Consider the following 21,154-nt stretch of genomic DNA (forward strand, 5'->3'; position numbering starts at 1 on the left):
CGACCGTCCGCGGCAGGCCTACAGGACGTCGAACTCGTTGAAGGCCGCGCCGCCGGAGAGGGTGGCGTACCCCGGGCCGCGGTCGAAGAACGGCTCCTCGCCGGTGCGGGCGCCCCGCAGCTCCGCGCGCAGCGTCTCGGTGGCGGCCTCGTCGGCGGTGCCGTCCTCGCGGACCACCACGCCGTAGTCGTCCCGCGCGCCCTGGACCGACACCTTGCGCCAGGCGATGTCGCGCAGCACCTCCTCGACCGGCCGGTCCAGCGGGTCGCCCCAGCCGCCGCCGCCCGTCGTCCGGATCCGGACGACGGTGCCGGCCTTGAGCGGCTCGGCGTCGGCCAGCGCGTCCACCTCGTGCTCGTCCGGACCGCCCGGGTCGACGGTGATCTGGAACGGCCGCCCCGCCTTGCCGCCTCTGACGCCCCAGCAGGCGAGGATCGAGCGGTCGGCGATCGACATGAAGTGGGCGTCGCGCAGCACCCGGATGTGCTTCTCGTAGCCGCAGCCACCGCGGTAGCGCCCAGGGCCGCCGGAGTCCGTCGCCAGACCGAGCCGCTCCACGCGGAGGGGGAAGCGGCCCTCGGTGAACTCGGTGGGCAGGTTCCGGGAGTCGGGGACGACGTGGATCGTGTCCTCGCCGTCGGCGTAGTAGCGCCCGCCCGAACCGCCGCCGAGCACCTCGCGCATCAGGTAGGGCTGCCCGTCGAAGTCCGTGCCGTAGACGCCGGTGTAGCGGATCGTCTCCTGGTCGGCGGGCATCCGGCCGCCGGTGGCCTTGGCGAGCACGCCCGCGAGGACGCCGAGCAGCCGCAGGATGACGAACGTCCGGGCGTTGGTCGGCGCCGGGAAGATCGGGGTGAGCAGCGTGCCCTTCTCGGGGAAGCGCATCTCGATCAGCGGGACGACGCCCTCGTTGACGTCGAGCTGGGCCATCCGCTCCGGGCTCTCGGCCAGGTTGCGCAGGATCGGCGCCAGCCACTTCTTCAGGAAGTTGCCGTCGGCGTAGTCGCCGCAGTGGTTGATCGGGCCCTTGGCCTGCGGGCCGGTGCCGGTGAAGTCGATGACCAGCGGGGTCTCCCGCGCCGAGTCCATGGTCAGCGTGATCCGCTGGCGGTGCAGCTGCGGCTCCTCGACGCCGTCGTGCTCGGCGTAGTCCTCCCAGACGTAGGTGCCGTCGGGGATCTGCGACAGGATCTCGCGCCGGTAGATCTCGGTGGAGCCGTCCAGGATCGCGTCGAAGCAGGCCTCGACCGCGGTCACGCCGTACCGGTCGAACAGCTCGCCCAGCCGCCGGGCGCCGGCCAGGCAGGCCGAGCACTCGGCGTCGAGGTCGGCGGCCAGCGAGTCGGGCATCCGCGAGTTGCGGGTCATGATCTTCAGCGCGCTCTCGTTGGGCACGCCGCGGTCCCACAGCTTGATCGGGGGGACCATCAGCCCCTCCTCGTACACGCTGGTGGCCGCGCTCGGCATCGAGCCGGGGACGGCGCCGCCGATGTCGTCGTGGTGGCCGAACGCCTGCACGAAGGCGACCACGCGCTCCGCGCCGTCCACGTGCGCGAACACCGGCACGGTGACGCAGAGGTCCGGCAGGTGGCCGATGCCCCCCTCGGACAGGTAGACGTCGTTGTGGAAGTAGACGTCCCCGGCGTTCATCGTCTCGATCGGGTAGTCGCGCACCACCGGGTGCACCAGCGCCGAGTACGAGCGGCCGGTGAGCTTGCGCAGCTGCCGGTCGTGGATGCCGGCCCGGAAGTCGTGGGCGTCGCGGATCATCGGCGAGCGCGAGGTCCGCCCGATGGAGGTCTCGACCTCCTTCTCGATCGCCGCGAGCGTGCCGGCGACGATCTCGACGAGAACCGGGTCGGCGGCGACGCTGCTGTCGGTGAGGCTCATCGGCCGGTCTCCTTCGTGAGCAGCGGGTCGCTCGTGGTCTCTCGCGTGAGGATGAGGTTCCCGTGGGCATCGACGGTGGCGGTGAAGCCGGGGTGCACCGGGACGGTCGAGCCGAACTCCTCGACGATCGCCGGGCCGTGCACGACGTCGCCGGGGGCGAGGCCGAGCCGGTCGTAGGTCGGGGTGTCCACCCAGTCGTCGAAGAAGACCGGGCGGGAACCGGTGACGGCGCGGTCCACGCCCCCCGGCTTCGCGGGCAGCTCGACGAGGTCGGGACGGCGGATCGGCCCGATCCCGCTGACCCGGAGGTTCACCCACTCCACGGCCTGGCGCGGGTCGTCGGCGAAGTCGTAGCCGTAGAGCTGGCGGTGCGCGGCATGGAACGCCTGCGCAACCGTGTCACTGCCCTCGGCGTCGAGTCGGCCGTCGGGCACGGGCACCCGCACCTCGAATGCCTGGCCGACGTAGCGCAGGTCCGCCGTCCGCTGCATGCGCTGCTCGTCGCGGCCGAAGCCCTCGCCGTCCAGCGCCTCGCGGGCCTGGTCCTCCAGCGCGCCGTAGACCGAGCGCACCCGATCCAGGTCCAGGTCGAGGTGCTTGCTGACCACGGTCTGCACGTAGTCGTTGCGGACGTCCACGGTCAGCAGCCCGAACGCGCTCACGTTGCCCGGGTTCGGGGGAACCAGCGTGCGCGGCAGGTTGAGGATGTCCATCAGCCGGCAGGCCAGCAGCGAGCCCGAACCGCCGAAGGTGGTGAGCGTGAAATCGCGGACGTCGAGGCCCTTGGCCACGGTCACCTGGCGCAGCGCGTTCGCCTGGTTCCACGCGGAGATCTCCAGGATCCCGGTGGCGGTGCGCTCCAGCGTGAGGTCCAGCTTTCCACCGAGCTGCTCGAGGCCCGCGCGCGCCGCGTCCACCGACAGCGGGATCTCCCCGCCCAGCAGGTGCGGGGGGATGCGGCCGAGGACGACGTGCGCGTCGGTGACCGTCGGCTGGTCGCCGCCCGACGGGTAGCAGATCGGTCCGGGGTCCGCGCCGGCCGACTTCGGCCCCACCTTCAAGGTGCCCTCGGGGGACAGCCAGGCGATCGAGCCGCCGCCCGCACCGACGGTGACGACGTCGATCATCGGGATCTTCGACGGGTAGTCACCGACCGAGCCCTCGGTGGTGAGCGCCGGCTCACCGTCGATGACGACGGTGACGTCGGTCGAGGTGCCGCCGCCGTCGCAGGTGAGTACGCGGTCGAACCCGGCGGTTCCCGCGATCAGCGCCGCGCCCAGGGCGCCGGCCGCCGGGCCGGAGAGCATCGTGGTGATCGGCTGGTGCACCACCTCGGTCGCCGACAGGACGCCGCCGTTGCTCTTCATCACGTAGAACGGCACGCCCGGCGCGATCTCGTCCAGGCGGGTGCGGATGTTGGTGACGTAGGCGCCGACCTTGGGCTTGACCGCGGCGTCGACGAGCGTGGTCACCGAGCGCTCGTACTCCCGGTACTCCCGCAGCACCTGCGAGCTGATGCTCACCACGGCGCCAGGGTGCTCCGCGCGGATCAGCTCGAGCATCGCCCGCTCGTGGGCGTCGTTCGCGTAGGCGTGCAGGAAGCAGACGCCGATGGTGGTGATGCCGGCGTCGCGGAAGAAGCGGGCGGCCGCACGCGCGTCGTCCACGTCGAACGGGCGGACCTCGGCGCCGGTGTGGTCCAGGCGACCGCGCACGGTGCGCACCAGGTCGGCCGGGACGATCCGCGGCGGCTTCACCCAGAAGTAGCTGTTGCCGTAGCCGTCGGGCACCGACTGGCGGGCGATCTCCAGCACCGACTCGTAGCCCTCGGTGGTGATGAAGCCGATCCGGTCCAGCTTGCCCTCGAGCAGCTGGTTGGTGGCGACCGTCGTGCCGTGGCTGACGGCCGTGACGGCGGACCCGTCCAGGCCCATGATGCCCAGGACCTTCCGGACCCCGTTCAGGAAGCCCTCGGCCGGATCGGCGGGCGTGGACGGCGTCTTGGTGGTGGTGGTCGCGCCGGTCTCCTCGTCCACCGCGACGACGTCGGTGAACGTCCCGCCGGTGTCGATGCCGATGCGGACCCGGCGCGCAGTCATGGGTGAAAGCTTAGCGCTGAGATACCTGCTCGGGAAGCACCGGCGTCGAGGTTCCGGCCCGCCGGTGCCCTGCGCCCCGGACCGCCCCTCCCGCCGCGGAAGGCGGCCGGCCGCTCGACCCGGACGGTGGCGAGCGGTCCCGACAGCCCGGGGCTCCGCCGTGCGCGGTCGCCCCGCGCTTCCTACCGTAGGCGGATGGACACCCGGGATCTGCTCGCCCTGCGCTCCGACGACCGCGCCGCCCTGCTCCTGGTCGGTCTGCGCGGCGACTGGTAGCCCTACTGCTGCGCCCAGGCGGTCCGCCTGGCCCGGTCGCTGCCCCGCCTCGCCGCCGCCGGCACCGAGGTCGTCCTCGCCTCGGTCGACCCGACGGAGGTCCAGCTCGCGTTCGACCGCACCTGGCACGTCCCGTTCCGCTGGGCGAGCGACCCGGACGGTGCGCGGCTGGCCAAGCCGCTGGGCGCCTGGGACGAGGACGCCGCGATCTTCCGGCCGGTGGTCGTCGCCGTGGCCCCGGACGGCGCCCAGGTCTTCTTCGAGCTCTCCCGTGACTTCACCGACCGGACCGACGACGAACCGTTCCTGGCCGCGCTCGAGGGCCTGGGCCTTCCGGCGCTGCGGGAGCCCGCCCCGTGGGCGCCCGACGGCGTCGAGCCCCGCCCGTCGAAGCGTGCCTTCACGCCGGGCTCGTTCATCCCCTACTTCCGCGCCATCAAGTTCAACACGCTGGCGCTGGCCGACCGGATGCACGACGAGCGGGACCAGGCGGAGGTGCTCACCGAGAACCGGATGGCGGTGTCGTTCCTCGACGCCTTCGACGCCTGGCGGGCCGAGCACCCGCCGGAGCGGCAGTAGTCAGGACGACGTCGGCCGCCCGCCGGGCTCCTCCGCCCCGCAGAGGTGCTCGGCACCGGGCACGTCGGAGAACAGCCACGGGTCCAGCGGCTCCGACCGGCGCACCACGCTCACCGCCCCGGTGCGCTCGAGGACCACGCACCGCACCTCGGCGAGGTTGCGGATCCCGGCCAGCCGCAGCTTCTGGCGCAGCTCGTCCTCGGCGACGTGGGCGGCGCGCATGTTCTCCCGCAGCGGGGTGTCCCCGGCCATGAGCAGGACCGGCGGCCGGTTCATCAGCCGGTCGGCCCACCGGCTCTGCCGTAGCCGGGCGAGCGCGGTCTGGGTCGCGAACAGCGTGACCATGGCGACGGCGCCGGTGGCCAGCGTGGGGTCGAGCAGCAGCACCGTGCGGCCGACGACCGCGCCGAGCGCGATGGCGCAGCCGAGGTCGAAGCTCGACATGGTGGCGAGGCTGCGCTGCCCCACCAGCCGGACGCAGAGCACCAGGAGCAGGTACATGGCCACGGTGGTCAGGACGACGAACCCGGCCGTTCCCGCGTCGATCCCCAGCTGATCCATCATCGGCCTCCCCGGACGGCGAACGGGTGCCCATTGTCGGCGCAGCGGAGGTTCAGTCGGCGAGCGCGCGCAGGATCCGGGTGAGCGCGTCCTGCTCCTCGGGCCCGAGGCGGCCGAAGAGCTCGGCGGAGTCGGCGGCCCGTGCGCGCCCGACCTCGTCGCGGACGCGCCGGCCCTCGGCGGTCGGGCGGAGGAGCACCGCCCGGCGGTCGCCCGGATCGGGGGTGCGCTCGACCAGGCCGCGCTCCTGCAGCCCGTCGGCCACCTCGGTCGCCGAGCGGGGGGCGATGTGCAGGGACTCGGCGAGGTCGGACAGCCGGACGCCGTCGCGCTCGCAGATCACCCGCAGCGCCCGCGCCTGGTGCGGGGAGAGGTCCCAGGGAGCCAGAGCGTCCCGCCAGCGGCGGCGCTGGCTGCGGGCCACCCGCATCAGCAGGTCACCCAGCTCGCCGGCCCCGTCATCCGCCACGGAGGAATGGTAACGACGGTCCTGAGGTTGGGGGACAGTGAGGTAACCTCAACAACCCACGGCGGGAGGTGGCGACATCAGCGGGATGATGATGACCGGTGGCCGGGGTGGCGGGCCCGGTGGTGGCGGCGGCAACGCCGGGCGGAAGCCCGACCCCGCCGACCGCGCCCAGCTCGAGCGCTCCCCGGTCCGGTGGAGCCGGGTGGCCACGCTCTTCCGGCCCTACCGGTGGCAGCTGGCCGTGGTGGTTGCCCTGATCGTGGCGTCCTCGGCCGTCGCGCTGGCCACCCCGTTCCTCATCCGGCTGGTCATCGACGAGGCGATCCCCGAGCAGGACGTTCCCCTGCTGCTGTGGGCCGTCGGCGGGATGCTCGCCGTCACCGTCGTCACGGCGGTCCTCGGCGTGGTGCAGACCTGGCTGTCCACCACCGTCGGGCAGCGGGTCATGCATGGTTTGCGGACGGCGGTCTTCACCCACCTGCAGCGCCAGTCGCTGGGCTTCTTCACCCGCACCAAGGGCGGTGAGGTGCAGTCCCGGCTGATGAACGACGTCGGCAGCATGCAGTCGGTGGTCACCTCGACGGCGACCTCCTTCGCATCGAGCGCCACCACGGTCATCGGCACGGTGGTCGCGATGGCCGTGCTGAGCTGGCGGCTGTCCCTGCTCTCGTTGGTGGTGCTGCCCCCGGCGGTCTGGCTCACCCGCCGGGTCGCCCGCATGCGGCGGGCGATCACCGCCCAGCGCCAGCGCCACCTGGCCGACCTGCACTCCCAGGTCGAGGAGGGCCTGAGCGTCAGCGGCGTGCTGCTGGGCAAGACGCTGGGCGCGGGGCCGGCGCAGTCGCAGCGGTTCGCCGGCACCTCGGAGTTCCTGGTCGACCTCGAGGTGCGCTCGCAGCTGGCCGGCCGCTGGCGCATGGCCACGATGAGCATCGTGTTCGCGGGCATCCCGGCGCTGATCTACCTGGCCGCGGGCCTGCCGGCGACCTCGGGCGGCATGACCATCGGCACCCTCGTCGCCTTCACGACCCTGCAGGGCGCTCTTCCGCCCGCTCATGCAGCTGCTGGACATCGGCGTCTCGCTCACCGCCTCGATGGCGCTGTTCAGCCGGGTGTTCGAGTACCTCGACCTGCCCGTCGACATCGCCGACCCCGCCGATCCGGTTCCGCTCGAGGCCACCGCCGTCCGCGGCGAGGTGCGGTTCGAGCACGTCGGCTTCCGCTACCCCGACGGGGCCCGCCCCGCGCTCTCCGACGTCGATGTCACCGTCCCCGCCGGCTCCGCGCTCGCGCTGGTCGGCGAGACCGGCTCGGGCAAGAGCACGCTGGCCTCGCTGGTGGCCCGGCTCAACGACCCCACCACCGGGCGGGTGCTCATCGACGGGGTCGACGTGCGCGACGTGTCGCTGGCCGACCTGGCCCGCGTCGTCGGCGTCGTCTCGCAGGACACCTACCTGCTGCACGGCACCGTCCGGGAGAACCTGCTGCACGCCCGGCCGGAGGCCACCGACGCCGAGCTGGTCGACGCCGCCCGCCGGGCGCAGGTGCACCAGGTCATCGCCGCGCTGCCCGACGGGTACGAGACGGTCGTCGGCGCCCGCGGGCACCGGTTCTCCGGCGGGGAGAAGCAGCGGCTGGCCATCGCCCGCACGCTGCTGCGCGATCCCCGGGTGCTCGTTCTCGACGAGGCGACCAGCGCCCTGGACAACGAGACGGAGCGGGCGGTGCAGGCGGCGCTCGACGAGGCCAGCCGCGGCCGCACGACGATCACGATCGCGCACCGGCTCTCCACGGTGCGCGACGCCGACCGGATCGTCGTCCTGGACGCCGGGCGGGTCGCCGAGCAGGGCTCGCACGAGGAGCTCATGGCCCTCGGCGGCCGGTACGCCCGGCTGGCCGGCATCGCGCAGCGGGACGCCGTCCTCGCCGGCTGACCAGGCCCGCCGAGGACGCCGCCGGCCACCCTCGCGGGGCCGGCTGCAGTACCGCGAGGTCGAGGACCTCGTCCGCGGACGGCGACGGCGTGACGATCGCCGCACCGCGGAATCCCTGCCGCTCGGCGGGTGGTTGCGGCCGGCATGGACCTGTTCTCCCCTGTGCGGCTCGGTGACCTCGAGCTGGCCAACCGCGTCGTCATGGCCCCGCTGACCCGGATGCGCTCCGGCCGCGCCGGCATCCCCCGCGACATCGTCGTCGAGCACTACGAGCAGCGGGCCGGCGTCGGCCTGATCATCACCGAGGGCACCTTCCCGAACGACGAGTCGCGCGCGTTCGCCGGCCAGCCGGGCATCGTCACCGACGAGCAGGCAGAGGGCTGGCGCAGGGTCGCCGACGCCGTCCACGCCCGCGGCGGCCGGATCGTCCTGCAGCTCATGCACGGCGGGCGGGTCTCCCACCCCGAGCTCACCGGCACCCGCGTGGTCGCACCGAGCGCGGTGGCCATCCGGGGCGAGGTGCACGTCGGCGGAGGTGTGAAGAAGGCCTTCCCGGTGCCGCACGCGCTCACCACCGAGGAGGCGCGCGCGACGATCGCCGACTTCGTCGCCGCCGCGAAGCGGGCCGTGGAGGCGGGGGTGGACGGCGTCGAGGTGCACTCGGCCAACGGCTACCTGCTGCACGAGTTCCTGTCGCCGGCCGCCAACCAGCGCGACGACGTCTACGGCGGGAGCCCGGAGAACCGCGCCCGCTTCGTCATCGAGGTGGCCACCGCCGTGGCCGAGGCGGTCGGGGCCGGCCGCGTCGGCCTCCGGATCTCCCCCGAGCACAACATCCAGGACGCCCTGGAGACCGACCGCGAGGACGTGCTCGCCACCTACGGCGCGCTGGTGGACGGGCTGCGCCCGCTCGGCCTCGCCTACCTGAGCGTGTTGCACGTGGAACCTGCCGGCGACCTGGTGCAGGAGCTGCGCCGCCGGTTCGGCGGTCCGCTGGTCGCGAACAGCGGCTTCGGCACCGTCACCACCCGGGACGAGGCCGTGGCGCTGGTCGACGAGTCGCACGCCGAGGCCGTCGCCGTCGGGCGCCCCGTGCTGGCCAACCCCGACCTCGTCGAGCGGTGGCGGGGCGAGCACCCCGAGAACGAGCCCGACCCGCTGACCTTCTACGCGCCCGGGCCCGAGGGCTACGTCGACTACCCGTTCCTGGCCGCCGCCCGCTGACCCGCTCCGCTGCACCCGCCGGGGCCCAGGCTCCTCCGGCGGGTGCGCGGCTCGGCGCTCAATCCAGGTCGGCCTGCCAGAGGTCGGGGCCGAACACCTCGTACTGGATGTCCTTCGCCGGAACGCCCTCGTCGATCAGCGCGCTGCGCAGCGCCTGCATGAACGGCAGCGGGCCGCAGAGGTAGTAGACCGCGCCCCACGGCAGCTCGACGTCGGCGAGGTCCATCTGCCCGGCGTGCACCCCGGTGACCGGCAGCGAGCACTCGGCTCCCCGCTCGAACCAGACGTGCACCGAGGCCTTCGGCAGCTTTCCGAGGTCGCCGAGCACCTGCTGCCGCAGCGCCCAGGACTCCTCGTCCACGTCGGCGTGCCACAGCCGGACGTCGAGACCCGAACCCGCGTGCGCGAGGTGCGAGAGCATCCCGGCCATCGGCGTGATGCCGATGCCGGCGCTGGCGAACACCACCGGCCGGCCGGAGTCGTCGAGGACGACGTCGCCGAAGGGGACTGACAGCTCCAGCCGGTCGCCGACGTCGACGGAGTCGTGCAGCAGGTTGGAGACCTCCCCGTCGGGTTTGTCGCCGCCGCGCACCCGCTTGACGGAGAACTGGCGGTGCTCGCCGTCGTCGGCCCGGGTGAGGCTGTACTGCCGGGGCTGGCGGACGCCGTCGGGCATGACCGGCCGCACGGTCACGTACTGGCCGGGCAATGACGTCTTGACCAGCCGGTCGTCGACCCGCCGCACCCGGAAGGTGACGACGTCGTCGGTCTCGGCGACCTTCTCGGTGACCTCCCACGGCCGCCAGACGGTGTCCGGCCGCACCCCGCGGGCGCTGTAGAGGCCGCGTTCCTGGTTGATCAGCGCGTTGGCCATCAACCAGTAGACCTCGTCCCAGGCGGCGGCCACCTCGGGTGTGACGGCGTCGCCGAGGACGTCGACGATCGCCCAGAACAGGTTGTCGTGGACGACCTGGTACTGCTCGGGCGTGATGCCCAGCGAGGTGTGCTTGTGCGCGATGCGGCTCATCAGGTGCTCGGGCAACCGGTCGGGGTGGTTGACCAGCGCGCTGGCGAAGACCGCGACCGAGCCGGCCAGCGCGAGCTGCTGGGTGCCCTCGGTCTGGTTGCCCCGGTTGAACGTGCCGTCGAGCAGCTCCGGGTGCTCTCCGAACAGATGCGCGTAGAAGCGCCGGGCGATCTCCTGGATGTTCTCCGCCACCACCGGCAGCGTCGCCTGGATGACGGGTGTGGACCTCTCGGAGAGCATGCGGGTTCCTTCCCCCTGGGCTGCGGCGTGCTGGTTCCGCGATCCACGTTAGGCAACCCGGGGTGGCGGGGCAGCTCCGGAAAGGGTCCGGGGAACGCCGCGGCGTCGTATGTTCGCAGCTCCGGGTGCGGAACGAATCCGTCTGATGACTGCCAGGAGTGAGGCCTGATGAAGGCGCAGGGAGGCTCGGCCCAGCAGGGCGAGGCGGGCCCCGCCCTGCTGCAGGTGCAGATGGCACACGCCTTCGTGCAGGCGGTGGACGCGCTGCTGTGCATCATCGACGCCGAGGGCCGCATCGTGCTCGCCAACCCGGCCCTGCAGCGCTTCACCGGCCGCGACGACGACGCGCTGGTCGGCCGGCGGTTCGTCGACGTGTGGGTGACCCCGGCCGACGTGCCGTACGCCGAGGACGCCGTGCGCCTGGCGATCGCGAGCGGGAAGGCTCACCCGCAGGAGGCCGACTGGATCGACGCCCGGGGCGAGCTGCGCCGGGTGACCATGCGCAACACCGTCCTGCTCGACGACGACGGGCGGCCCTACGGGATCGCCTGCGTCGGCCTCGACGTCACCGACGACCGGGCGCGCGAGGCCCGGCTGCACGAGCAGACCCGGACCGACCTGCTCACCGGCGTGGCCAATCGGGGCGCGCTGTTCGACATGCTCGCCGTCCAGCTCGGATCGGGCGGCTGCGGGGTGCTGTTCTGCGACCTCGACGACTTCAAGACGGTCAACGACGAGTACGGGCACGGGGTCGGCGACCGGCTGCTCGCCGAGGCGGCCACCCGCCTGGTGGAGGTGGCCGGAGCGGACCACCTGGTGGCGCGCTTCGGCGGCGACGAGTTCGTCATCCTCAGCCCCCGCAGCGACGAGCAGGAGCTCGCCGACCTCTCCCGCCGCGTCGTCGCGCGGCTCGGCGTGCCCTTTCCCGGGCCGGACGGACCGCTGGTCATCGGGGTCAGCGTGGGTCTGGCCGTCGGGCACCCCGACGAGGCGGCCGACGACGTGATCGCCCGCGCCGACCGCGCCATGTACGGGGCGAAGAGCTCCCAGCGCCGGCGGACCGCGCGCGCCTGACCGGGCCGATGTGTGCCCGCGCCGCCGGCCGTACCGACGGCTGAACGGAGCTCCGCGCGAGGACCTGGACGACCCGGTCCCGGTGCACGCCCCGGGTTCCGCGGATCAGTAGGCGACGGTGAAGCGCGCCCGGCGGTGGGCCGGCCGCTCGATCTCGTCGACCAGGGCGAGGGCGAAGTCTGCGCCGCCGATGAAGGAGTTGCCCTGCTCGTCGGTCAGCAGGACGTCGTCGCCCACCCGGTAGGTGCCCCGCGGCTCCCCGGGGGCGAAGGCGCCGTAGCCCGCCGGTGGGCAGAGGTAGAACCAGTCCAGGCTTTCGGTGGCCCGCAGGTCGTCCAGGGCCCCGGCCATCTCCAGGCTCTCGGGGCGGTAGTCGGCGGGGAACTCGGAGGTGTCGAACAGCAGCGGTCCTCCCTCGCTGACCTGCAGCGACCCGGCACCGCCGATGACGCCCAGCCGGACGCCGGCCCGCTCGGCGTCGGCGGCCAGGGCGGCGATGCCACCGCGCACGGAGCCGGCCATGTCCCCGCGGGGGGCGACGGCGACCACGATCACGTCGGCGGCCTCGACGGCGGTGCGGCGGGTGCCCTCGTCCAGCAGCGACCCCGCCACGTACTCGACGCCGTCGACCCGCTGGTCGGGGAGGCTCCGGCTGTAGGAGGTCACCGCGTGACCCCGCCGGGCCGCCTCGGCGACGAGCGCGCCGCCCGCGTAACCGGTTCCGCCGAACACGCCGATCCGTGCCATGTCGATTCCTCCGTGCTGCTCGAGTGGTCGTTCCGGGCGGGGCAACGGGCACCGATGGTTGAGCATTCCATCACTGACCGGGGTCTGTGCCGATGAGAACGGAGCCGGCCGGGGCGTAGCCGCACCACGTGGCGCGGTACCGCTGCCGCTCGACCGGGGAGCCGACGTCGTCCGGGGTTGCCGGCGGCCCACCCGGCCGAACGGGCGCTCTCCTCGGCGGGCGGGCCCGCGCGGTGGCGGGCACCGGTCCGGGCGGCGAGTGTGTGGTGGTCTCATCCACAGCAGGCGGCAGTCGGGGTCGCGACGAGGAGGGCTCATGGCGGAGGTCCACGGCAGGTGCGACGAGCGGTTCGCCGGGGTGCGCGAAGCGCTGGCGCAGCAGCTGGACGGCGAGGAGCTCGGCGCGTCGATCGCCGTCGACCTCGACGGCGAGACCGTCGTCGACCTCTGGGGCGGCTACCGGGACGAGGCCCGCACCCAGCCGTGGTCCGAGCACACCATCGTCAACGTCTGGTCGACGACCAAGTGCGTGCTGGCGCTGTCGGCGCTGCTGCTGGTCGAGCGCGGCGAGCTGGACCTCCACGCGCCGGTGGGCGACTACTGGCCGGAGTTCTGCGCCAAGGGCAAGAAGCACGTCCAGGTGCGCCATCTGCTCTCGCACACCTCCGGCGTCTCGGGCTGGGAGCAGCCCTTCTCCATCCGCGACATGTACGACTGGCCTTCGGCCACCGAGCGGTTGGCCCAGCAGCGTCCCTGGTGGGAGCCGGGAACGGCCTCGGGCTACCACGCCAACAACCAGGGGCACCTGGTCGGCGAGGTCATCCGGCGGATCACGAACACGACGTTCAAGAAGTTCGTCGCCGACAACGTCGCCGATCCGCTGGGGGCGGACTTCCAGGTCGGGGCGCGGGAGTCCGAGGTGTCCCGGATCGCGCCGGTGGTGCCCCCACCGCGGCCCGACGTCGACCCGCGCACGCTGGACCCCGGGTCGGTGAGCGTCAAGACCTTCACCGGGCCGACCGCGTCGGCGAAGGCGGCGAACTCCCCGGAGTGGCGGGCCGCCGACCTCGGCGCGCTGAACGGGCACTCCAACGCCCGCGGCGTCATGCGGGTGCTGCGGATCCTCTCGCTGGGCGGCGAGGCCGGTGGTGTCCGGCTGCTGTCGCCGGAGACGGTCGAGAAGGTGTTCGACCAGCAGGCCGACGGCGAGGACCTGGTGCTCGGCGCGCCGTTCCGGTGGGGGATGGGCTTCTGCCTGGGTTCCCCGACGGTCCCCTACGTGCCCGCGGGCCGGACGTTCTTCTGGGGCGGCTGGGGTGGCTCGCTGGTGGTGATGGACCTCGACCGGCGGCTGACGATCAGCTACATGATGAACAGGATGGGCAGCGGGTTGATCGGTTCTCCGCGGAGCGAGGCCTACGTCCGCGCCGTCTACGCCGCCCTGGGCTGAGGGGGCTCGGCGCCGCCCGGTTGCTGCCGGTGGTGGCCGGAGCCCTCGTCCCCCGCGCGAGGCGCGTCCGGTCAGTGCCCGCCGGGAACGTGCCGCTCGGTGTCGCGCCCGACCGGCTCGCCGCAGACGTCGCACACCCAGGAGGCCGAGATGCGGTGCCCGTGGTGGTGGAGCTCGACCGGCGGGGTGTCGGCGACGTGGCGGTCGCCCCACTGCATGAGCGCCTGCAGCACCGGGAGCAGGTCCCGGCCGGCCTTCGTCAGGTGGTAGTCGGCCCGCGGCGGGCTCCGGCTGTACTCGCGACGCTCCAGCACGCCGGCGGTCACGAGGGCGTTCAGCCGGGCGGTCAGCCGCTCCCGGGGCGCACCGGTGCCCCGCAGGATCTCGCTGAACCGGTGGGCACCCAGCGACACCTCGCGGACGATCAGCAGCGCCCACCGGTCGCCGACGACGTCGAGCGCGCCCGCGATGGAGCAGCGCCGGCCCGGTAGCTCGTCCAGTCGCGTCATGCCTCGAGGTTCGCATGTCGAACCAAGTCGTGTAACGTCCGACTCCCTCGGTTCGGATGTCGAACCGTCGGCGGCAGGGGTGCGCATGAGCACGACGGCGGGTCGTCCTCCCCGGCCTGGGCACCTGCGGTGCCGGCTCGCTGGGCTGCGCGCCCGCCTGGGGCGTGGGCAGCCTGGTCGCCTTCCGGGTCGTGCTGTCTGCGGGTGCGGCGATGGTGACGGCGACGTCGTCGGCCCTGCTGCTGCGCACGCCTTCATGGCCGCCTTCGCCGCGATGCTGCTGGGCACCGTGCTGTGGCTGACCGGCGGCTGGGGCTACTCGGCGATCGAGGCGGGCTCCGCTGTTCGCCCTCGGCGGGCCCTGGTGGCTGGCGCAGGTGGGCACGGATCCCCAGTACGTCACCGCCTTCCTCCCCGGGCAGCTGCTCACCGGCCTGGGCGTCGGGCTGACGCTCGCCAACCTGTCGGCGGCGGCGGCATCGTCCGCCCTGCCCCCGGGCGCGCCGCCCACCGGCACCCCGACCCCCTTCCGTCCGCTGAGAGGACCCCATGACCCTCGCCACCACGTCCGGACGTCGGCTCTCCTTCGACCCGAGCTGGCGGTCGTTCACCCACACGCAGGGCGGGCTGGTCGTCGGCCACCTGCTCGCGGCCGCCGCGGCGCTGGCCGGTGCGCCCCCGCGCGCGGTGACCGCGCACCTGACGGGCGGCGTCGCCCCCGGCGTCGAGGCGGTGGTGACGGCGACCGCCGACCGCGGCGGCCGCACCGGCAGCGTGCGCAGCGAGCTGGTCCAGGACGGCGTCCTCCGCGCGGTGGCCCAGACGCTCACCCTGGCGCGCCCGGCGTCCCCGGGGATCGAGCACTGGGCGGCGGCCGAGCCGCCGCGGATCGCCGACGGCGTTCCGTTCGAGCTGCCGCCCGAGTACGTGCCGGTCGCCGAGCACACCGAGATCCGGGCGCTGGGCACGTCGCGCCCGCTGGCCGGGGGCGCCGAGCCGCGCCTGCACGCGTGGGTGCGCATCCGGGGCGCGGAGCTGGAGCCGCTGGTCCAGCTCGGGGTGCTGCTGGATGTGCTCCCCCCGTCGCTGTTCGCCGTCCGTACGGTGCCGGCGGCGATGCCCACGGTCGAGCTGACCGCCCACCTCGCGGGGCCGGTGCCCGGGACCGGGGCGTGGGTGCGGGTGGACCAGCGCACCGTCTGGTGCGACGCCGACGTCGCGATCGACGACGTGGGGCTGCGGGCGGAGGACGGCTCGCTGGTCGCCCTCGGCCGCCAGACCCGGCGGCTGCTCGCGGGCTGACGCCGACGAGAACGTACCGAGGGCTGCCCGGACCGGTTCGCGGACAGCCCTCGGTGGGTGCTGATCACCTGGCCCGCGGGCACGGTCCCCGGCGTGGCCCGCCCCGGCTCAGCCCTTGCTGCCGTGCGCCGCCTTGGAGAGCGGCTCCCATGCGCGCCACTCGGTCAGCCGGGACTCGTAGTCGCGCTCGGCGATCGCCAGCGGGCCGTCGCCGAAGAAGATGCGCAGCGGCGGGTTCTCCGCATCGACGAGCTGCAGCACCGCCTCGCGGGTGGCGAGCGGATCGCCCGGGTTGCCGGCGCGGACCTTCCGCTGCTCGGCGGCCTTCTCGCGGAAGTCGTCGTAGGCCGGATTCGGGGTGGCGTGCTTGGCCGAGGCGCCGCCCCACTCGGTGGCGTAGGCGCCGGGCTCGATGATCGTCACCTTGATGCCGAAGTCGGCAACCTCCGCGGCCAGTGACTGGCTGAACCCCTCCAGCGCCCACTTGGAGGCGTGGTAGATGCCGATGTTCGGGAACGCGCTGATCCCACCGATGCTGCTGACCTGCAGGATGTGGCCGGAGCGCTGGGCCCGCAGGTAGGGCAGGGCGGCCTGGGTCACGAACAGGGCGCCGAGGACGTTGGTGTCGAACTGGGCGCGGGCTTCGGCCTCGCTGATCTCCTCGACCATGCCGAACTGGCCGTAGCCCGCGTTGTTGACGACGACGTCCAGCGCGCCGAAGTGGTCGTGCGCCTGCTGCACGGCCGCGAAGACGGCATCGCGGTCGTCGACGTCGAGCTCGACCGGCAGCACCCTGTCGCCGAACTGCCGCACCAGGTCGCCGAGGCTGTCGGTGTTCCGGGCGGTGGCGGCGACGGCGTCGCCGCGCTCGAGGGCGGCGATCGACCACTCGCGGCCGAAGCCACGGGATGCGCCGGTGATGAACCAGGTCTTGGGCATGCGGAATCTCCTTCGTCGGGCGTCCGCCGTCGTCAGCGCCCGCGTTCCCCGTCCTGTTCCGCTCCGTCCCCGCCGGCGTGGCCCGGATGACGGGAGTCCGCCAGGGTCGGTGGTCGGAGGACAGCTCGTCGACGATGTCGGCGCCCGACCCTGACAGGGATCACAGGACGGGCGACGGGACTACACCCGGCGGCCGAGGCGGTAGCCCACGAGGACACCGATCAGCGTCAGCAGGGCACCGCCGGCGGCGCCCAGCGCGAGCGTCTGCGCATCGCTGGACGTTCCCGCCGGAACGCCGGCGGCCGTGCCGGCGAACACGGGGGGTGCAGCAGTCGGGCTCTGCTCCCCAGTGGAAGCAGAGACCGACGTGCCGCTGACCGCAGCGGCCGTCGGCCGGGCCGCTGCCGGAGCAGCCACAGCCGCGCCCGTCAGCTCGTCGTCGATCGCCTTGAAGAACTGGCCGGCCATCCGCTTGGCCACGCCGGTGATCATCCGCTGGCCCACGCCGGCCACCGGTCCGCCGATCACGGCGTCGGCCGAGTAGGTCAGGTTGGTCCTGCCGTCCTCGGCGGGTGAGAGGTTGATCGTCACCGTCGCCCGTGCGTTCCCCGGGGCACCGGCGCCGGAGGCGTGCATCACGTAGGACGCCGGGTGCTGCTTGTCGGACAGCTTCACCTCACCGGCGTACGTGCCGCGGATCGCGCCGACGCCGACGGAGACGTTCATCTTGTACTCGTCGTCCCCGACCTGCTCCAGCGATTCGCAGCCCGGGATCGTGCGCGCCAGCACGGCCGGGTCGGTGATCACCGACCACACCTTCTCCGGGTCGCCCGAGAGAACCGCAGAGCCGTCCAGGTTCACGCCATCACTCCAGTCCCCGCCCGGCGCCCGGCCGCAGCGGTCTTCTCCGAATCAGGGGAACGCACCAGGTCGTACAGCTCGGTCGGCGAGATCGGCATCGAGGCGATCCGCCGTCCCACCGCGTCCTCGATCGCCGAGGCCAGGGCCGCCGTCCCCGGGATGACGCCGGCCTCCCCGGCGCCCTTGATGCCCAGCGGGTTCAGCGGTGACGGCGTCTGCTGGTGGTCGATGTCGATGTCCGGGACCTCCGACGCGTAGGGCATCAGGAAGTCCATGAACGAGGCGTTCTGCAGCTGCCCGTCGGCGTCGTAGGCCATCCGCTCGTACAGCGCCCCGCCGACGCCCTGGGCCACGCCGCCGTGCACCTGGCCCTCGACGATCATCGGGTTCACCACGTTGCCGCAGTCGTGCACCACCGCGTACTTCACGACGTCGATCTCCCACGTCGCCGGGTCGATCTCCACGATCGCCGCGTGCGCCCCGGAGGCGAACGTCGACCGGATCGGCGAGTAGTAGTCGCGGTGCTCCAGCCCGGGCGCGTCGCCCGGCGCCACCGGCGGCTTGGAGTCGTCGTTCGGGCCGGCGAACTGGGTCGCCTGCCGGGCCGCCTCGTCGAAGGCGTACCGCAGCGGGTTCGACAGCACCGCCACCGTGCGCAGCGGGATCGAGGTGCCCGGCACGCCCTTCACCTGCACGAGGCCCTCGTCGATCTCCAGGTCCTCGGGCGACGCCTCCAGCACCTCGGCGGCGATCCGCAGCGCCTTCTCCCGCACCCCGCGCGCGGCCAGCGCGATCGCGTTGCCGCTCATCACCGCGGCCCGCGAGGCGAACGTGCCGACGGCGTAGCCGAAGCGCCGGGTGTCGCCGGTGGTCACCTCGACGTCCTCGATCGGCACACCGAGCTCGGAGGCGACGATCTGCGCGAATGCCGTCTCGTGCCCCTGTCCCTGCGAGGTGAGCCCGGTGGACACCAGCACCTTGCCGGAACCCAGCACCTGCACGTGCCCGCCCTCGTACGGCCCGGGCCCGGTGCCCTCCACGTACAGCGCCATCCCGACGCCGAGGAGCTTCCCGCGCGCCTCGGCTCCGGCTCGGAGCTCGTCCACCGAGGACCAGCCCACGAGGTCCTTCAGCTTCACCATCAGCCCCGGGTAGTCGCCCGAGTCGTAGATGACCGGCCGGCCGTCCTGGAACGTCAGGTGGTGGTCGTAGGGGAACTGATCGGGCTGGATGAGGTTCCGCTCGCGCACCAGCGCCCGGTCCAGGCCGAGCTCATCGGCGATGCGGTCCATCGTCCGCTCCATCGCGTAGCAGCCCTGCGGCCGCCCGGCGCCGCGGTACGGCGTCACGATGACGGTGTTGGTGAACACCGACTCCACGATCACCCGGTACACCGGCAGCGCGTACGGCCCGACCAGCTGGGTCGCCGTCACGATCGGCACGATGATCCCGTAGGGCGTGTAGGCGCCGTTGTCGTGCCAGATGTGCACGTCGAGGGCGGTGATCCGGCCGTCGTCGTCGTACCCGACGGTGATCTCCTGTCGCTGCTGGCGCTCGTGCGCCGAGCCGATGAAGTGCTCGCGCCGGTCCTCGGCCCACTTCACCTCCTGGCCCAGGGCGATGGCGGCCATCGGCACCAGCAGCTCCTCGGGCCACGGGTGCACGATCTTCACGCCGAAGCCGCCGCCGACGTCGGGCGCGATCACCTCGACCTTGTCCAGCGAGAGGTTCAACTTCGCCGCGATCGCCGCGCGCACCGACGTCGACGCCTGGGTGCTCGTGTAGACGCGCAGCGAGGAGTCGTCGGCGTCCCAGCGGGCGTGCACGCCCTTGCCCTCCATGGGCATGCAGGCGCTGCGCTCGATGTACTGGGTGAAACTCAGCGTGCGCGGCGAGGCGGCCAGCACCGGCTCGACGTCGCCGGTCTCCTGGTGGTGCCGGGCCGCGACGTTGTCCGGGATCTCCTCGTGCACCGCGTGGCGCGCCGCGCGGGCGGCGTCCACGCCGACCACGACGGGCAGTTCCTCGTACGTGACGACGATCTTCTCGACGGCGTCCTCGGCCACGTACCGGTCGGTGGCCACCACCATGACGACGGGCTCGCCGACGTGGTTGACCTCGCCGTTCGCGAGCGGGAACCCGGTGCGCGGGGCGTGCAGCTGCGGGTGCGGGATGAGCACCGGCAGCGGCTCGGCCATCGGGCCGGTCAGGTCCTCGTAGGTGTAGATGGCCACCAGACCCTCGACGTCCAGCGCCTCGTCGACGTCGACGGAGACGATGCGGGCGTGCGCGTGCGGCGAGCGCACGAACGCGGCGGCCAGCGCCTGCGAGCCGATGTCGTCCAGGTAGCGGCCCTTGCCGGTGATCAGCCGCTGGTCCTCACGCCGGCGGACCGGCTCGCCGAAGAGCTTCGTCGTCACGCGTCGTCCCTCATCGCGGCGGCCGCGGTGTGCACGGCCTTCTTGATGTTGGCGTAGCCGGTGCACCGGCAGAGGTTGCCGCCGACCATCTCGTCGACCTCCTCCTCGGTGATCTCCACCGAGTTGTCGCGCCCCTCGAGCCCGGCCGCGATCGTCATGAGGAAGCCCGGCGTGCAGAACCCGCACTGCAGCGCGTGGCACTCGCGGAAGGCCTCCTGCACCGGGTGCAGCACCTGGCCGCCCTGGTGGTCGTCGTGCGCCAGCCCCTCCACGGTGCGCACCTCCGACCCGTGCACCTGGACGGCGAGCATCAGGCACGAGCGCACCGGAGCGCCGTCGACGATCACCGTGCACGCTCCGCAGACGCCGTGCTCGCAGCCGACGTGGGTACCGGTCAGCCCCAGGTCGTGCCGCAGGGCGTCGGACAGCAGCCGGCGCACCGGCACGGTGGCTTCACGGGGAACACCGTTCACGGTGACGGTGATGGTCCGCTCGGTGTCGACGGCGGTCATGCGGCCCTCCCAGCGGCTTCGGCGGCAGCCTCGGCCAGAGTTCGTTCGGTGAGCACACCCACCAGCAGGCGCCGGTAGTCGGCGCTGGCGTGGATGTCGGTGTCCGGGTCCACCAGTGTCCGCGCCAGCGCGCCGGCAGCCGCCCAGTCGGCCTTCTCCACCGGCGACCCGGCGACGGCCTCGGTCAGATCATGCACCTCGGGGGTCAGGCCCACCGAGACGTAGGAGGCGCGGGCCGACTCCACCCGCCGGTCGGCGTCCAGCGTGACGACGACGCCCGCGCCGCAGACCGCGTAGTCGCCCTTGCGGCGGGCGACCTCGGCGAACGCGGTGCCCGAGTGGGCCGGCAGGGCGGGGAAGAAGGCGGAGGTGACGACGGCGGGCCCGGTGATCGACGTCTCCAGTGGGCCGACGAAGAGGTCCCGCCACCCGACGGTCTCGCTGCCCGCCGCGGTCGCCACCGTGACGGAGCCGCCGGTCAGGGCGAGCACCGACGTCATCTCGCCCGACGGGTCGGCGTGCGCGATCGACCCGACGGTGGTTCCTCGGTTCCGGATCGCCGGGTGGGCGACGTTCGCCGTGGCGCGGGCCAGCAGGGGCTGGACCCGGGCGGCGCCGTCGTCGTGCAGGAGGGCGTGGTGGCGGACCAGCGCCCCCACGGTGACCCCGTCGTCGGTGGCCTCGACGGAGCCCAGGCCCGGGACCCGGTTGATGTCCACGAGCGTGGCCGGCGCGGCGAGGCGCATCGAGAGGAGCGGCAGGAGCGACTGGCCCCCGGCGAGCACCTTGGCGCCCTCCTCGGCGAGGACCTCGAGGGCCTCGTCCAGGGAGCCTGGGTCGGCGTAGCGGAAGGGGGCGGGCTTCACCGGCTGCGGTCACCTCCGTGCGAGCGGCTGGCGGAGAAGTCACTCTGTCACCCGGGTGGAGGCGGGCGAAAGTACCTCAGCGCTAAAACTTCGTAACGGCGGCCGCGGAGCGCCACCCGCTCCCCGCCAACCGCCCGTATCCGGCACCGCACGTCCTCGGCGACGTCTCCGGACG

17 protein-coding genes and 2 pseudogenes are annotated in these 21,154 nt (G+C 73.2%); 7 read left to right on the plus strand and 12 right to left on the minus strand.

Features of this window, described 5'->3' with window-relative positions; translation table 11 throughout:
• Positions 1–18: 18 nt before the first annotated feature.
• Positions 19–1,890 (minus strand): hydantoinase B/oxoprolinase family protein, encoded by a 1,872-nt coding sequence (locus tag ACI791_RS16235; protein WP_456586976.1) that lies wholly within the window; start codon positions 1,888–1,890, stop codon positions 19–21.
• On the minus strand, positions 1,887–3,989 hold the full coding sequence (locus tag ACI791_RS16240; protein WP_456586977.1) for a hydantoinase/oxoprolinase family protein: 2,103 nt from the start codon (positions 3,987–3,989) through the stop codon (positions 1,887–1,889). Before ACI791_RS16240 ends, ACI791_RS16235 begins: the two co-directional genes overlap by 4 nt.
• Positions 3,990–4,277: 288 nt before the next feature.
• On the opposite strand from ACI791_RS16240, the pseudogene ACI791_RS16245 reads away from it, so the two are divergent.
• A pseudogene (locus ACI791_RS16245) lies at positions 4,278–4,844 on the plus strand (peroxiredoxin family protein); the annotation flags it as partial.
• Here ACI791_RS16245 and ACI791_RS16250 read toward each other — a convergent pair.
• Both ACI791_RS16250 and ACI791_RS16255 read right to left on the minus strand, forming a co-directional pair.
• A complete protein-coding gene (locus ACI791_RS16250) occupies positions 4,845–5,408 on the minus strand; it encodes a DUF421 domain-containing protein (protein ID WP_347058823.1) in 564 nt (187 codons plus the stop codon). It lies immediately after the preceding pseudogene.
• Between the two features lie 49 nt (positions 5,409–5,457).
• Positions 5,458–5,874, minus strand: a complete 417-nt coding sequence (locus tag ACI791_RS16255; RefSeq protein WP_456586978.1) for a MarR family winged helix-turn-helix transcriptional regulator — start codon at positions 5,872–5,874, stop codon at positions 5,458–5,460.
• A 91-nt stretch (positions 5,875–5,965) separates the two neighbouring features.
• Here ACI791_RS16255 and ACI791_RS16260 point away from each other — a divergent pair.
• From ACI791_RS16260 to ACI791_RS16270, 3 genes and pseudogenes are all read left to right on the plus strand, one after another.
• Positions 5,966–6,853: pseudogene (locus ACI791_RS16260) on the plus strand (ABC transporter transmembrane domain-containing protein); the annotation flags it as partial.
• Between the two features lie 76 nt (positions 6,854–6,929).
• The gene (locus ACI791_RS16265; RefSeq protein ID WP_456586979.1) at positions 6,930–7,808 is read left to right on the plus strand and encodes an ABC transporter ATP-binding protein; all 879 of its coding nucleotides are present in this window, start codon (positions 6,930–6,932) and stop codon (positions 7,806–7,808) included.
• 144 nt (positions 7,809–7,952) lie between these two features.
• Positions 7,953–9,032 (plus strand): alkene reductase, encoded by a 1,080-nt coding sequence (locus tag ACI791_RS16270; protein ID WP_456586980.1) that lies wholly within the window; start codon positions 7,953–7,955, stop codon positions 9,030–9,032.
• 58 nt (positions 9,033–9,090) lie between these two features.
• Here the strand turns inward: ACI791_RS16270 and ACI791_RS16275 are convergent, their stop codons facing one another.
• A complete protein-coding gene (locus ACI791_RS16275; RefSeq protein ID WP_456586981.1) occupies positions 9,091–10,299 on the minus strand; it encodes a globin domain-containing protein in 1,209 nt (402 codons plus the stop codon).
• 168 nt (positions 10,300–10,467) lie between these two features.
• Between ACI791_RS16275 and ACI791_RS16280 the strand changes: the two genes are divergently transcribed.
• On the plus strand, positions 10,468–11,373 hold the full coding sequence (locus ACI791_RS16280) for a GGDEF domain-containing protein (protein ID WP_456586982.1): 906 nt from the start codon (positions 10,468–10,470) through the stop codon (positions 11,371–11,373).
• 105 nt (positions 11,374–11,478) lie between these two features.
• Here ACI791_RS16280 and ACI791_RS16285 read toward each other — a convergent pair whose 3' ends face one another.
• The gene (locus ACI791_RS16285; protein WP_456586983.1) at positions 11,479–12,120 is read right to left on the minus strand and encodes an NAD(P)-dependent oxidoreductase; all 642 of its coding nucleotides are present in this window, start codon (positions 12,118–12,120) and stop codon (positions 11,479–11,481) included.
• 316 nt (positions 12,121–12,436) lie between these two features.
• Between ACI791_RS16285 and ACI791_RS16290 the strand changes: the two genes are divergently transcribed.
• A complete protein-coding gene (locus ACI791_RS16290) occupies positions 12,437–13,570 on the plus strand; it encodes a serine hydrolase domain-containing protein (RefSeq protein ID WP_456586984.1) in 1,134 nt (377 codons plus the stop codon).
• A 71-nt stretch (positions 13,571–13,641) separates the two neighbouring features.
• Here ACI791_RS16290 and ACI791_RS16295 read toward each other — a convergent pair whose 3' ends face one another.
• The gene (locus ACI791_RS16295; RefSeq protein ID WP_456586985.1) at positions 13,642–14,079 is read right to left on the minus strand and encodes a winged helix-turn-helix transcriptional regulator; all 438 of its coding nucleotides are present in this window, start codon (positions 14,077–14,079) and stop codon (positions 13,642–13,644) included.
• A 549-nt stretch (positions 14,080–14,628) separates the two neighbouring features.
• On the opposite strand from ACI791_RS16295, the gene ACI791_RS16300 reads away from it, so the two are divergent.
• Complete coding sequence (locus ACI791_RS16300) at positions 14,629–15,381, plus strand: thioesterase family protein (protein WP_456586986.1); 753 nt, start codon at positions 14,629–14,631, stop codon at positions 15,379–15,381.
• 108 nt (positions 15,382–15,489) lie between these two features.
• On the opposite strand, the gene ACI791_RS16305 is transcribed toward ACI791_RS16300, so the two are convergent.
• The 5 genes from ACI791_RS16305 to ACI791_RS16325 form a co-directional block, all read right to left on the minus strand.
• A complete protein-coding gene (locus ACI791_RS16305) occupies positions 15,490–16,320 on the minus strand; it encodes an SDR family oxidoreductase (RefSeq protein ID WP_456586987.1) in 831 nt (276 codons plus the stop codon).
• 180 nt (positions 16,321–16,500) lie between these two features.
• Entirely contained in the window at positions 16,501–17,181 is a 681-nt protein-coding gene (locus tag ACI791_RS16310; RefSeq protein ID WP_456586988.1) for an SRPBCC family protein, read from the minus strand.
• Positions 17,178–19,601 (minus strand): aerobic carbon-monoxide dehydrogenase large subunit, encoded by a 2,424-nt coding sequence (cutA, locus tag ACI791_RS16315; RefSeq protein ID WP_456586989.1) that lies wholly within the window; start codon positions 19,599–19,601, stop codon positions 17,178–17,180. The genes ACI791_RS16310 and cutA overlap by 4 nt, the downstream gene beginning before the upstream one ends.
• Positions 19,598–20,113 carry a (2Fe-2S)-binding protein gene (locus tag ACI791_RS16320; RefSeq protein ID WP_456586990.1) on the minus strand — a complete coding sequence of 172 codons (516 nt, stop codon included), beginning with the start codon at positions 20,111–20,113 and terminating at the stop codon, positions 19,598–19,600. The genes cutA and ACI791_RS16320 overlap by 4 nt, the downstream gene beginning before the upstream one ends.
• Complete coding sequence (locus ACI791_RS16325) at positions 20,110–20,979, minus strand: FAD binding domain-containing protein (RefSeq protein ID WP_347058836.1); 870 nt, start codon at positions 20,977–20,979, stop codon at positions 20,110–20,112. Before ACI791_RS16325 ends, ACI791_RS16320 begins: the two co-directional genes overlap by 4 nt.
• Positions 20,980–21,154: the final 175 nt, after the last annotated feature.

It is taken from the genome of Blastococcus sp. SYSU DS0973, from assembly GCF_054051055.1.

Bases quoted from the DNA above. Each gene is read 5' to 3' on its own strand.
- ACI791_RS16270 (WP_456586980.1), top strand. From the start codon at position 7,953: ATGGACCTGTTCTCCCCTGTGCGGCTCGGTGACCTCGAGCTGGCCAAC.
- ACI791_RS16235 (WP_456586976.1), bottom strand. From the start codon at position 1,890: ATGAGCCTCACCGACAGCAGCGTCGCCGCCGACCCGGTTCTCGTCGAG.
- ACI791_RS16240 (WP_456586977.1), bottom strand. From the start codon at position 3,989: ATGACTGCGCGCCGGGTCCGCATCGGCATCGACACCGGCGGGACGTTC.
- ACI791_RS16305 (WP_456586987.1), bottom strand. From the start codon at position 16,320: ATGCCCAAGACCTGGTTCATCACCGGCGCATCCCGTGGCTTCGGCCGC.
- ACI791_RS16320 (WP_456586990.1), bottom strand. From the start codon at position 20,113: ATGACCGCCGTCGACACCGAGCGGACCATCACCGTCACCGTGAACGGT.
- ACI791_RS16300 (WP_456586986.1), top strand. From the start codon at position 14,629: ATGACCCTCGCCACCACGTCCGGACGTCGGCTCTCCTTCGACCCGAGC.
- ACI791_RS16285 (WP_456586983.1), bottom strand. From the start codon at position 12,120: ATGGCACGGATCGGCGTGTTCGGCGGAACCGGTTACGCGGGCGGCGCG.
- ACI791_RS16290 (WP_456586984.1), top strand. From the start codon at position 12,437: ATGGCGGAGGTCCACGGCAGGTGCGACGAGCGGTTCGCCGGGGTGCGC.
- ACI791_RS16280 (WP_456586982.1), top strand. From the start codon at position 10,468: ATGAAGGCGCAGGGAGGCTCGGCCCAGCAGGGCGAGGCGGGCCCCGCC.
- ACI791_RS16265 (WP_456586979.1), top strand. From the start codon at position 6,930: ATGCAGCTGCTGGACATCGGCGTCTCGCTCACCGCCTCGATGGCGCTG.
- ACI791_RS16275 (WP_456586981.1), bottom strand. From the start codon at position 10,299: ATGCTCTCCGAGAGGTCCACACCCGTCATCCAGGCGACGCTGCCGGTG.
- ACI791_RS16250 (WP_347058823.1), bottom strand. From the start codon at position 5,408: ATGATGGATCAGCTGGGGATCGACGCGGGAACGGCCGGGTTCGTCGTC.
- ACI791_RS16295 (WP_456586985.1), bottom strand. From the start codon at position 14,079: ATGACGCGACTGGACGAGCTACCGGGCCGGCGCTGCTCCATCGCGGGC.